At 42.1% G+C, this 12090-nt stretch carries 10 protein-coding genes; 3 read left to right on the forward strand and 7 right to left on the reverse strand.

What is annotated here, in order from left to right; all coding sequences use genetic code 11:
- Positions 1 to 114 precede the first annotated feature (114 nt).
- The 3 genes from AAGA51_RS18210 to xylF are packed head-to-tail and all read right to left on the reverse strand — an operon-like array spanning position 115 to position 3860.
- Positions 115 to 1287 carry a sugar ABC transporter permease gene (locus tag AAGA51_RS18210; RefSeq protein ID WP_042483297.1) on the reverse strand — a complete coding sequence of 391 codons (1173 nt, stop codon included), beginning with the start codon at positions 1285 to 1287 and terminating at the stop codon, positions 115 to 117.
- Positions 1287 to 2810: a xylose ABC transporter ATP-binding protein gene (locus AAGA51_RS18215; protein ID WP_042483294.1), complete on the reverse strand. Its 1524-nt coding sequence runs from the start codon at positions 2808 to 2810 to the stop codon at positions 1287 to 1289. The genes AAGA51_RS18210 and AAGA51_RS18215 overlap by 1 nt, the downstream gene beginning before the upstream one ends.
- A 57-nt stretch (positions 2811 to 2867) precedes the next feature.
- Positions 2868 to 3860 carry a D-xylose ABC transporter substrate-binding protein gene (xylF, locus tag AAGA51_RS18220; protein ID WP_042483291.1) on the reverse strand — a complete coding sequence of 331 codons (993 nt, stop codon included), beginning with the start codon at positions 3858 to 3860 and terminating at the stop codon, positions 2868 to 2870.
- Positions 3861 to 4257: 397 nt separating this feature from the next.
- Between xylF and xylA the strand changes: the two genes are divergently transcribed.
- Positions 4258 to 5577: a xylose isomerase gene (gene xylA, locus AAGA51_RS18225; protein WP_042483287.1), complete on the forward strand. Its 1320-nt coding sequence runs from the start codon at positions 4258 to 4260 to the stop codon at positions 5575 to 5577.
- 194 nt (positions 5578 to 5771) lie between these two features.
- Here xylA and xylB read toward each other — a convergent pair whose 3' ends face one another.
- Positions 5772 to 7223 (reverse strand): xylulokinase, encoded by a 1452-nt coding sequence (gene xylB, locus AAGA51_RS18230; protein ID WP_042483284.1) that lies wholly within the window; start codon positions 7221 to 7223, stop codon positions 5772 to 5774.
- Positions 7224 to 7413: 190 nt separating this feature from the next.
- Here xylB and AAGA51_RS18235 point away from each other — a divergent pair, with 190 nt between their 5' ends.
- Positions 7414 to 8607 carry a XylR family transcriptional regulator gene (locus AAGA51_RS18235; RefSeq protein ID WP_042483281.1) on the forward strand — a complete coding sequence of 398 codons (1194 nt, stop codon included), beginning with the start codon at positions 7414 to 7416 and terminating at the stop codon, positions 8605 to 8607.
- Positions 8608 to 8659: 52 nt separating this feature from the next.
- Here the strand turns inward: AAGA51_RS18235 and AAGA51_RS18240 are convergent, their stop codons facing one another.
- Positions 8660 to 9454 carry a TSUP family transporter gene (locus AAGA51_RS18240; RefSeq protein WP_042483279.1) on the reverse strand — a complete coding sequence of 265 codons (795 nt, stop codon included), beginning with the start codon at positions 9452 to 9454 and terminating at the stop codon, positions 8660 to 8662.
- 104 nt (positions 9455 to 9558) lie between these two features.
- Here AAGA51_RS18240 and AAGA51_RS18245 point away from each other — a divergent pair, with 104 nt between their 5' ends.
- Complete coding sequence (locus AAGA51_RS18245) at positions 9559 to 10470, forward strand: LysR family transcriptional regulator (RefSeq protein ID WP_042483276.1); 912 nt, start codon at positions 9559 to 9561, stop codon at positions 10468 to 10470.
- 21 nt (positions 10471 to 10491) lie between these two features.
- Here the strand turns inward: AAGA51_RS18245 and AAGA51_RS18250 are convergent, their stop codons facing one another.
- Together AAGA51_RS18250 and AAGA51_RS18255 are read right to left on the reverse strand one after the other, a co-directional pair.
- Entirely contained in the window at positions 10492 to 10995 is a 504-nt protein-coding gene (locus tag AAGA51_RS18250; protein WP_042483273.1) for a GNAT family N-acetyltransferase, read from the reverse strand.
- A gap of 48 nt (positions 10996 to 11043) precedes the next feature.
- Positions 11044 to 12087 carry a LacI family DNA-binding transcriptional regulator gene (locus tag AAGA51_RS18255; protein WP_042483461.1) on the reverse strand — a complete coding sequence of 348 codons (1044 nt, stop codon included), beginning with the start codon at positions 12085 to 12087 and terminating at the stop codon, positions 11044 to 11046.
- Positions 12088 to 12090: the final 3 nt, after the last annotated feature.

The following is a 12090-nucleotide window of genomic DNA, read 5'->3' on the forward strand; positions in this document are numbered from 1 at the left end:
TAAAAAACACCACTGCGTTACACAGTGGTGATCCATATCTTAGGAAAAGTTAATCATGTCAGGAGCAGCAGTCCCTCATTGGGGGTGTGAGACTGCTTTTATTATTAAAATATCTTAACGTTGTTTCTTCATTGCGCTGTCCATCCAGACCGCGAGCAGCAACACACCACCTTTAACAATGTATTGCCAGAATGTCGGAACATCCATCATGCTCATACCGTTATCGAGTGACGCCATGATAAACGCACCGATAACCGCACCAAACACAGTGCCCACACCACCAGCCATACTAGTGCCGCCGATAACACAAGCTGCGATAGCATCTAACTCAGCGATGTTCCCTGCTGAAGGTGAACCTGCGCCTAAACGAGAACTCAAAACCAACCCAGCAACTGCGACTAAGAAACCGTTCATCGCGTAAACCAGCAGCTTGGTACGTTCAACATTAATGCCGGATAAACGGCTCGCTTCAATGTTACCGCCAATGGCGTAAATGCGACGACCGAATCTCGATTTCGTTGCAATGAAAGAACCGACAAGAACAAAGAAAGTCAGCAATAACACTGGTGTAGGTACGCCGCGGTATTCATTAAGAATAAAAATAACGGAAAGCACACCAAGACCAATTAATGTATTTTTGACCAGAGATACTTGCATTGAAGGCACAGACAATTCGTACTTCTTACGCATAACATTGCGTTTTTTCTGCCACCCAAAGTAAACCGATAAGCAGCAAACGCCGGCAATAATACTCAACATGTTTGGCAAATAGCTTTGACCGATCACGCCCATCACTTCAGAAATCGGTGCCACTGTCGTACCGTTTGTAATACCGATTAAGATGCCCCTAAAAGCAAGATATCCGGCTAAGGTTACGATAAAAGAAGGTACTTTGCGGTATGCCACCCACCAGCCATTCCAAGCGCCCAAAATTAAACCTGAGCAAAGTGTAATAAGAATGGTCACAGGTAGCGGTAAACCAAACCAGACATCGAGAATCGCAGCCAATCCACCAAGTAAGCCCATCATTGAACCGACCGACAGGTCAATTTCGCCACTGATAATGACAAAGACCATGCCTATCGCCAGTATTCCGGTGATCGCAGTTTGTCTGAACAGGTTGGAAATGTTTCGCGGCGTTAAGTAGCTCCAATCAGTCATGATGCTGAAAAAGATCATGATAAATACAATCGCTAATGCCATCACCAGCATCTGAAAGTTGCCACCTTTTAATCGACTTAGCAGGCTAGCGTTGGAGTCTTTAGTTAATTCTGTTGATTGTTCCATCACGCGGTTACTCCTTCTGATAATGCACAATCCATAATGATTTCTTGAGTCAGATCTTGGTTAATCAAATCACCTTTAATGACACCCTCGTGCATTACCAGCACACGGTCACTAATGCCCAGCACTTCAGGTAATTCGGAGGAAACCATGATGATGCTTATGCCCTGTTTAACTAATTTAAACATCAGCTTATAAATTTCGTATTTCGCTCCAACATCAATACCCCGTGTTGGCTCATCCAAAATTAAGATGCTTGGATTAACCATTAGAAATCTTGCCAGTATGGCTTTCTGCTGGTTACCACCCGAGAGATTCTTAATTGCTAGCTCAGCATTAGGCGTTTTGACGGTAAGCTGTTTGATGTTTTCTTTGATAATGTTTGATTCGAGTGTGTCATTTAACACACCGTATTTTGATAATGAATCGAGGGCAGACAGCGACATATTTTGCCCAACAGACATAATCGGCACTATGCCATTTCTCTTGCGATCTTCAGGCACCATCGCGATACCAAAATCCAAGGCATCCTTACTGTTGTTGATCTCTATTTTCTTTCCATGCAGGAAATATTGGCCTTCGTTTCTGCCAAGATAACTGCCGTACAAGCACTCCATTAACTCAGTGCGGCCGGCACCCACCAGCCCTGAAATGCCGAGGATTTCACCTTTACGTAATTGGAAACTCGCATTTTTTACTTTTGGAATAGCGGAATTTGATTTGTCCCAAGCGTTCACATTTTTGACTTCAAGTACAACGTCACCAATGTCGTGCTCTTCTCTTGGAAACAGTTGCTTCATCTCCCTGCCAACCATCATGGTAATGATGTCGTCAGTTGTCATATCGCTTGCTTGTTTAGTACCGATATGTACCCCATCGCGGATGATACAGATATGGTCAGAGATCTCTTTTACTTCACCAAGCTTGTGAGAGATATAGATACAACTCACCCCAGACTCTCTGAGTTCTTTTACCAGATTAAGTAAAATTTCTGTTTCCGATTCGGTTAAAGGCGCTGTTGGCTCATCAAGCACTAATAACTTGGCATTCTTGGACATCGCCTTGGCAATTTCTACCAACTGCTGTTGACCTACCCCCAAATCCCCAACTTTTGTTTCCGGTGATACAGGCAAATTAACCTTTTCTAATAATAGTTTTGCCTCGTAATGCATTAACTCGTGATTTAATATTCCGCGCGTGCAAATTTCTGAGCCAAGAAATAAATTTTCTAAAATACTCAGTTCTTTAACTAAGGTGAGTTCTTGGTGAATAATTGCGATACCAATACTTTCCGTATCAGATATGTTTTTTGGTTCAATCACTTTTCCGTTATATATAATTTCGCCTTCATAATCGCCATGAGGATAGATACCGCATAAGACTTTCATTAAGGTCGATTTACCTGAACCATTCTCACCGCACAAGGATAAAACTTCACCTTTATTAAGACTAATACTAATACCGTCAAGCGCTCTTACTGGGCCAAAGCACTTAACGATATTTCGCATTTCTAATAAAGAAGACATAGTTGTCACTCCCAATAAAAATAGCGTTAAGAGAATCTCTTAACGCTTTTATTACTATTATTGATAAATTTCACTTTCAGCGTGGAATCCATCTCGAACAACAGTTGTTTTAATGTTTTTCGAAGTAACAGCTACAGGATCTAACAACCAAGCCGGTACATCTTTCATACCGTTGTTGAGAGAAGAGTTTTGTGCTGGAGTCTTGCCATCCGCAAGTTCTACTGCGATCTCAGCAGCACGGCTAGCAAGTGTATTAATCGGTTTGTAAATCGTCATAGTTTGAGTGCCATCAACGATTCGACGTAAAGCAGCTAGGTCAGCATCTTGACCTGAAATAGAAACTTTACCAGCTAAACCTTGCGCTTCTAGAGCTTGGATAGCGCCACCGGCTGTTGCATCATTTGAAGCAACAACAACATCAATCTTGTTGTTATTTGCAGTTAAAGCATTTTCCATAATTTTCAAAGCGTTTTCTGCTAGCCAATAGTTAACCCATTGATCACCGACAACTTTAATATCACCTGAATCAATTTTAGGCTGAAGAATATTCATTTGACCTTTACGGAATAGTTTCGCGTTGTTGTCTGTAGGAGCACCACCCATTAGGAAATAATTACCTTTAGGTTTCGCATCTAACATCGCTTGCGCTTGCATTTCGCCTACTCTTTCATTGTCAAATGACAAGTAGAAATCAATATCTGCATCGCTAATTAGGCGGTCATACGCTAAAACTTTAATACCATCGCGTTTTGCATCACTAATTACGTTCGATAACACTCCGCCATTGGTTGGAATAATGACCAGAACATCCACACCACGCGAGATCATATTTTCGATTTGAGAAATCTGAGTTTGCTCATTCCCGTTTGCTGACTGGACATAGACTTTGGCGCCCAGTTCTTCAGCCTTATCTACGAAAATATCTCGGTCTTTTTGCCAGCGTTCTAGTCGTAAATCATCAATGACCATGCCTATTTTTAATGACTTAGCAAAAACAGGGGAACTTAGACAAACAAGAGCGGAGCATACAAGAATTAATAGCTTTTTCATTATACTTTCCTTTGTATTGCACTATTTATTTGTAGGGTTTATTCACGATTAAAAGTGAACAACAGAATTCTATGTAGAATAAGATTGAAATGTCTTTTCTCTCATCTTATTTGCGTCTTATGTTTTTTTGTTTTTTATTTCAAATGTGATCATCATAGAAATATATGATTTAAGTCACCACATAACTCCGAGCCATGAATATTTGTGCAACCCTTTAAAAACAACAAGTTAAAAGTACTACAAATTAGCAAGGCCAAAAATATTCTGGTTATTTTTGACCGAAGTCTCATTAATAAAATAGGTAATATTGAAAACAAAAAAACATAATTGCCGAATAACTTTAATTCATAAAATATTGAATCTGCATTTAAGTCAAATGATTAACGGAGCCTCGACGATGACTGAATTTTTTAAGAATATAAACAAAATTAAATATGAAGGGACCGAATCAACAACCCCTTTAGCATTTAAACACTATGATGCAGATAAAATGATCTTAGGTAAAAGCATGAAAGATCATTTGCGTTTCGCAGCATGTTACTGGCACAACTTCTGCTGGCCAGGCAGTGACGTATTTGGCGCAGGTACTTTTGACCGTCCTTGGGCAAACGGCGCAAATGACATGGAGATGGCGAAGGTTAAAGCTGACCATGCTTTCGATTTCTTCACAAAATTAGGCGTTCCTTACTACTGTTTCCACGATGTTGACGTTTCGCCAGAAGGTAACAACCTGAAAGAGTACATCAATAACTTCGCACAAATGGTTGATGTATTAGAGCAAAAACAAAATGAAACCGGAATGCAGCTACTTTGGGGTACTGCGAACGCTTTCTCTCACCCTCGCTACATGGCAGGTGCAGGCAGCAACCCAGATCCAAAGGTGTTTGCTTATGCTGCAACACAAATTTTCAACGCAATGAACGCTACACAACGCTTGGGTGGTCAAAACTACGTATTGTGGGGCGGTCGTGAAGGTTATGAAACACTACTGAATACGGATTTACGTCAAGAGCGCAAGCAACTTGGCCGTCTAATGCAGATGGTTGTTGAACACAAACATAAAATTGGTTTCAAAGGCGCAATTTTGATTGAACCAAAACCTCAAGAACCAACCAAGCATCAATATGACTATGACACTGCGACCGTTTACGGTTTCCTAAAACAATTCGGTCTTGAAAACGAAATCAAAGTGAACATTGAAGCAAACCACGCCACTCTTGCAGGGCATAGCTTCCACCACGAAGTGGCAACAGCAACTTCATTAGGTCTATTCGGCTCTATCGATGCTAACCGCGGCGACGCGCAACTAGGTTGGGATACAGACCAGTTCCCTAACAGCGTTGAAGAAAACACGCTTATCATGTACGAAATCTTGAAAGCTGGCGGTTTCACTACAGGTGGCTTTAACTTTGATGCTCGTCTACGCCGCCCATCTATCGACGCTGAAGATCTTTTCCACGGCCATATTGGTGGTATGGATACCATGGCACTTTCACTAAAACGCGCTGCAGACATGATTGAGAACGACGTACTGTCTAAATCTATTTCTCAACGTTACGCAGGCTGGAACGAAGAGTTAGGTAAGAAGATCCTTGCAGGCGATATGTCTTTAGAAGCAGTGGCTAAATACGCTGTGGAAAATAACATTTCCCCAGTTAAAGAATCTGGTAAACAAGAATTACTAGAAAATATTGTGAATGGTTTTATTTACAAATAATTATTTCTGAGTTCTGCAAAAGCCAACCTTATAATCTGAGGTTGGCTTTTTTATTTTGCCTTTAGCATATGTCAATCAATGCTTATCATTTTGGATTTTTACAATTTTTGTTTTTATAAACTTAGTTGCTTATATATAAAAAGTGTTGCTTATAAATAAGCAACACTTGATTATTTAACTTGTTTAGTTAACAACTAAAATAAATCTTTCACTTGTGTATAAAGCGCTTGGAATACCTTTCTCTTAGCCTGATACAATTCTTTTTTGCTTTCATCAGGCAAGTGAGTTTGTACTAATTCAGGCACAGGGCAAACATCTTGTACCGTTACGCCGACTTCAGTGCCCAACCTTGCCAACCTTGCTGCTCCTAATGCTGGGCCAACCTCACCACCTGAGCGATAAACCAGCTTCATACCAGAGATATCAGCAAGCATTTGTCGCCAGTAGCCGCTTTTTGCTCCGCCACCAATCAGGGAAATTTCATTTGGCTCAGAACTCACTGAATGCTGTGCATCTAGACCATCAGCCAAAGCGAAACTCACGCCTTCTAATACCGCTAACGCTAAATCGGCTTTTGTTGTTGAATGGGTCATACCAAAAAATACGCCTTTGGCGTTAGGATCGTTAAGAGGCGTTCTCTCACCGGAAAGGTAAGGTAAGAAAATCACTTTTGATTTTGGATCAGCGTGCTGTTCAACGTCTTTCAACATGGAGCCTACGTCTGCTTGCCCTGTAAGATTGGCAACCCAATCCAGACAAGAAGCCGCACTAAGGATCACAGACATGGTATGCCAAGTTTTTGGTAACGCATGACAGAAGCTATGCAATGCAGATTCTGGGTTCGCGATGAAACCGTCACTCACCGCAAAATAAACACCCGAAGTACCAAGAGATAACATTGCCTGCCCCGGTTCTGTGATGCCAACACCTACTGCTCCTGCAGCGTTGTCTCCAGCACCAGCAACAATAGGTACACACGACATTCCCCATAACTCAGCCAGTTCTTTCTTCAGTTGTCCGGTAACCTCTGTGCCCTCAAAGAGTTTAGGCATCTGCTCTCTGCCTAAGCCTGTCGCTTTGAGCAGCGCGTCACTCCAGTCACGCTTATCAACATCCAACCACATGGTTCCAGCGGAATCAGACATATCAGAAGCGTAATCGCCGGACAGTTTGAATCTTAGATAATCTTTAGGCAGTAGAACTTTCTCAACCTTGCTGAAAACGTCTGGTTCATGTTTCTGTACCCATTTCAGTTTAGGTGCCGTAAATCCAGGCATCATCAGGTTGCCGGTAATTTCACGACTGTTTGGTACAAGCTGTTCTAGCTCAATACACTCCTCAAAACATCGGCCGTCATTCCACAATATCGCGGGTCTTAACACCTTGCCATTCTGGTCAAGCAGTGTCGCACCATGCATCTGTCCAGATAACCCGATGGCGCGAACCTGAGAAAGTGCAAACTCATCTTTTAACTCGCCAATAATGCTTTCTGTTGCCGTCCACCAGTCTTCTGGATTTTGCTCCGACCAGAGTTCATGCGGCCTCGAGACCGTTAGGGACTTTGTTTTTGATGCAACGATTTTGTCATTTTCGTCCAGCAGTATTATTTTTACTCCGGACGTACCTAAATCGATCCCCATATACATGGTTAAACTCCTTCCAAAAATTGGATTTAATAAATAATTTGACCCATTTTAAATATTCATCCGGATTACTAGAGCGAACAATTATGTTTTTTTGTACCTCCATTCCTCAATTTGCTTATTGTGTTATAGATCACGTGAGCTAAGTGATTTCAAGTGTTAGTATTCTGGGTAAAAACTAAATAAATATAATATGAACAAACATTTTCGAATCACCCTGCTATTTAATGCCAATAAAGTATATGATCGCCAAGTTATAGAAGGTATTGGCGAATATTTACAAGCATCTCAGTGTGCTTGGGATATATTTTTAGAAGAAGATTTCACCACTCATCTGGACAATTTAAAATATTGGAAAGGTGACGGCATTATTGCTGATTTTGACAACCCTAAAGTGGTTGAAAGCCTGAAAGATATCAACGTGCCGATAGTCGCTGTTGGCGGCTCGTATACCAAAGAAGAAGACTACCCCAACGTCCCTTATGTGGCGACTGACAACTACGCTCTGGTTGAGCTTGCCTTTCAACATCTCAAACAAAAAGGTTTAGAGAATTTCGCCTTCTACGGTATTCCTTCCCATTCTTGGAAAAGATGGGGACACGAAAGAGAAACCGCGTTTAAAGACATTCTTGCAAAGGAAGGCTACAAAGGCTCCATATTCAGAGGTAATCAGACTTCTTCTGACACGTGGCAATACGACATGAACCGTCTTGCCGACTGGATTCAAATGCTGCCAACGCCAACTGGCATTATTGCGGTGACAGACTCACGAGCGCGCCATATCCTTCAGGTATGTGAACATCTCAATATTATGGTGCCGGACAAGATCTCCGTTATTGGCATCGATAACGAGGAACTGGCAAGTTACCTGACTCGGGTTTCACTGAGCTCAGTCGGACAAGGATGCAAGGAAATGGGTTTCCGCGCAGCTAAAATCCTTCACAAACAACTCACCGAACATTCCGGTGAAGCGACTTCTTCGCCAGCTAAAATCCCTCGCATACTTGTTCCACCAACCAAAGTATTTGAGAGGCAAAGTACCGATTTCCACGCATTGAAAGATTCTTATGTCATTCAAGCTATGCACTACATCAGGCATAACGCTTGTAAAGGCATTAAAGTCGATCAGGTACTAGCAGCTGTAGGCATATCCAGATCCAACTTGGAATCGAGATTTAAGGAAGAGTGTGGGCACTCTATCCATGAAGAGATACACAATTCCAAGTTAAAACGCGCCTGTAATTTGCTCAAAACAACATCTTTACCGATTAGTGAAATCGCGGAGTTATGTGGCTACCCATCGTTGCAGTACATGTATACCGTGTTTAAGAAAAACCTCGACCAAACACCAAAAGACTACCGCAACAACGCTTCGAATGAAGATTAACGGTTAAACGGCGAAGAGGGTGTATACCGTCTTCGCCTTGCCTTTTCGACGCTTAAACAAACCACGCTGAAGAGAAGTTTTCATAGAGCAGCTTACTGGTCATGATAAGGGTAACCGAGATAAACACAGGTCTCACGAGACGATTACCATATGAAATGACGCATTTGCTGCCGATAACCGACCCTATGATTTGCCCGCCAGCCATAATTAAGCCAAGTTGATAATCAACACTGCCTAACCAGATAAACAGAATCAAAGAAATAACGTTGCCAATTAGGTTCAAAGGCTTTGTCGCCATCGTTGCTTGCTTAATGGTGTACCCAAGTAAACTGATGAACGCCAACATCCAGAACGAGCCCGTGCCCGGACCAAAGAAGCCGTTATAAAAACCAATCAGCAAACCACATACCACCATAAAATGCGTATTTGATAGCACAGGTTCTGTTGCTTCCGTTGCTTTGAGTTTTTTGGCAAAGATCGAATACAAGGTGATCGCAACCATCAGGATAGGCAGTAGTTTTTCCAACACTTGTTTGTCGATGACTCCAACAGCAATGGTTCCAATCACTGCGCCAATCGACGTAAAAATCAAACCTAAAACAATACCTTGAACTGGAAACTGTTTGTTTCTCATAAACATCACAGAGGTAATCAGTTCGCCGATTACCGCTTGCAGTCGATTTGTGCCCAATACCGTCATCGGTGGTAATCCAACCAGCAGCAGACTTGGCACAGTAATCAGCCCTCCACCACCAGCAATAGCATCAACAACACCCGCAATAATCGAGATTAAAAATAAAAATACATAAACCCAGTCCGCCGTACTGAATTGAAACACGTTGTCCATATCTCCATCACCTAGTCATAAATTTGTATGCGTGACTATTTGTACCACTCGGCTATATGTAGTTAAATTAACGACAACTTACTTAATCATTAAGGTTGAACTTAATGCTATCGTCACAAGATATTGAATTTTTTATCACTGTAGCAGGCAGTCGTTCATTAGCTGCCGCCGCGCGAAAACTGAATGTGACTCCTCCCAGCGTTTCACAGCGGTTGCAAAATATTGAACGAAAGCTTGGCGTTAAGTTGATAGACAGGAATGCTCGAATCACCTCATTGACGACTGAAGGCGAAGTGCTTGCCAGTAAAGGACAAGCGCTGTTACAAGATCTTGAACACTTAACGCAAGATCTATCAGAGAAGAAACTCTCCATTTCAGGTGATTTAAAACTCGTGTCATCGCTTGGGTTTGGTGAAAAGCACATCGGCCCTTTAGCAGCAGAATTTCAACAGCTATACCCTTCTCTTCGTATTGAACTGAATCTGTCGGATATTCCAAAGTGGTCTGCACACAACAGCCCAGACATCATGTTCTACATAGGACACCTTCAGGACTCTGCGTTAAAAAGAATTGTGTTGTCTAAAAACCGTCGATTACTGTTAGCCTCACCGGCCTATCTAGAATCAGCGCCAGCACTTGAGCAACCAAAAGACTTAGAACAACATCGCTGCATCGCGTTACGAGAAAATGATGAAGATGCGACCATGTGGCGACTTACCCATACCACAACCAAGAGTGAAACCAGCGTAAGAGTGGTTCCTGTTCTTTCAAGCAATGTCAGCCGTGTGACCAAAGATTGGTGTATTGATGGTCAGGGTATCATTCAACGTTCTGAGTGGGATGTACAAGAAGAACTTAAAAGCGGGAAATTGGTTCGCGTACTTCCTGACTATCAACTGCAAGAAGCAAACATTGTAGCTCTTCTTTCTTCCGAACAGTTTCATCGTTCACAAAAGGTAACCGCGTTTTTAGAGTACGTAAAACAACGGCTACCTGAGCGTTTATCGACAAGTTAGCAATTGATAACAAGCATACCGTTAGCGATGTTCATACAAATTGTTTTCTGAACCGTAGAGCATCATGGTTCCTGTGAGTTGAAACCCAACGTCTTTTAGCAATCGGTTTGAACTATCGTTATCTGGGAAGGTCACTGCATAGACCTTTTCGATCTTATTTGCTGGCAACTCTTTTTCCATCACTGCACTCGCTGCCTCTCTGGCGTAACCATTTGAGTGATATTGTGACAAAAACGCGTAGCCGAGATCTGGAGAATCGAGCTCTGGCCTTTTCAAGATGCCACACATACCAATCGGGGTATGCGTTTCTTTCAACTCAACCATATTCAAGCCAAAACCATTGACCTTGTAGCTCAGCATCGGACCATTGGATAAGTAGTGGATTGCATCTTTTTTCGTTCTGACTTTTTTGTCGCCAATACAGCGAATAAATGCTTCCTCATTAAGCAGGCGAACAATGAATTCCGCATCTCTTAGTTCAAAATGTCTAATCACCAGCCTAGCTGTTTCACATACGATCTTCATTTATTCGCCTTATTGACTGCACTTACAAAAGTATTGGTTTGAACTGCATCAGCGATTGTGATTTATATTTTTGTAAACATCAAAAATAGATGATGTCGATTCGCGCACAATCAGATCGATTGGTGGTACTCGCACTTGGTGTTCTTCACCACTAAGCATCTTAAATATGGCTTCAGCACAAACACTACCCAACTCTTCAATAGGCTGACGCAGTGTTGTGAGTGCTGGCGTAAAGTAACTGGATGTTTGAAGGTCGTCAAAACCGATAACAGAAACATCTTCAGGAACCTTTAACCCCCTGTCGTGCAGCGCTTTAATGGCTCCATAAGCAGTTTGATCGTTAGCAGCAAAAATGGCTGAAAAGTAGACTTTAGAATCGAGCAGCTCAATGGTTTTTTGATAGCCTTGCTCTGAACTAAAATCACCTTGTTTTATCAAGCGAGAGTTGACGGGTATTCCCCTATCTTTCAATGCTCTTCGATAGCCTTCATAACGTCTTTGCCCGTCTGGTTGAGTGCACAACCCTTTAATATGCGCAATATTGACATGCCCCTGCTGTAACAGGTGCAGAGTTGCTAAATATCCGCCAAGCACATTGTCAAACTCAATAGTCAGTATGTTGTTGGCTTTAATCTTATTGTATCCAACCGCGACTATCGGAGTGTGTAACGAATACTCGATAAGCTCTTCATCAGAGAGATCACCTGAAACAATAATCACTCCATCGACATGACTTTTGAAAAAGTAGTCAAGCGCGTGTTTTTCTAGTCGACGCTTCCAATGGCCTGTTGCAATCACCAATGAGTAACCTCTACTGCTCAGACAGGCTTCTAAATCCTTCAGAATGCCGATCATAAAAGGGCTGTCTGCATTTTGTAGCAAAACACCAATGGTCATCGAACGCCCTTTGATTGGGCCTTTGGTTTTATATGTGACCTTGTAATCACTCTTCTGTATCGCTTTCTCGATACTGTAACTTTTCTCATCTGATACATAAGTTGAACGATTCAAGTATCTTGAAACTGTGCTTGGAGAAACCCCCGCCAACTTTGCAACGTCATAGATGGAGGCAGGCTTTTTACTCGTTATCATGTC

Origin of the sequence: Vibrio diazotrophicus, from assembly GCF_038452265.1 — a bacterium.
In the GTDB taxonomy this organism is placed as follows: Bacteria; Pseudomonadota; Gammaproteobacteria; order Enterobacterales; family Vibrionaceae; genus Vibrio; species Vibrio diazotrophicus.

Bases quoted from the DNA above. Each gene is read 5' to 3' on its own strand.
- AAGA51_RS18235 (WP_042483281.1), top strand. From the start codon at position 7,414: ATGAACAAACATTTTCGAATCACCCTGCTATTTAATGCCAATAAAGTA.
- AAGA51_RS18215 (WP_042483294.1), bottom strand. From the start codon at position 2,810: ATGTCTTCTTTATTAGAAATGCGAAATATCGTTAAGTGCTTTGGCCCA.
- AAGA51_RS18255 (WP_042483461.1), bottom strand. From the start codon at position 12,087: ATGATAACGAGTAAAAAGCCTGCCTCCATCTATGACGTTGCAAAGTTG.
- AAGA51_RS18245 (WP_042483276.1), top strand. From the start codon at position 9,559: ATGCTATCGTCACAAGATATTGAATTTTTTATCACTGTAGCAGGCAGT.
- xylA (WP_042483287.1), top strand. From the start codon at position 4,258: ATGACTGAATTTTTTAAGAATATAAACAAAATTAAATATGAAGGGACC.
- AAGA51_RS18210 (WP_042483297.1), bottom strand. From the start codon at position 1,287: ATGGAACAATCAACAGAATTAACTAAAGACTCCAACGCTAGCCTGCTA.
- AAGA51_RS18250 (WP_042483273.1), bottom strand. From the start codon at position 10,995: ATGAAGATCGTATGTGAAACAGCTAGGCTGGTGATTAGACATTTTGAA.
- xylB (WP_042483284.1), bottom strand. From the start codon at position 7,223: ATGTATATGGGGATCGATTTAGGTACGTCCGGAGTAAAAATAATACTG.
- xylF (WP_042483291.1), bottom strand. From the start codon at position 3,860: ATGAAAAAGCTATTAATTCTTGTATGCTCCGCTCTTGTTTGTCTAAGT.
- AAGA51_RS18240 (WP_042483279.1), bottom strand. From the start codon at position 9,454: ATGGACAACGTGTTTCAATTCAGTACGGCGGACTGGGTTTATGTATTT.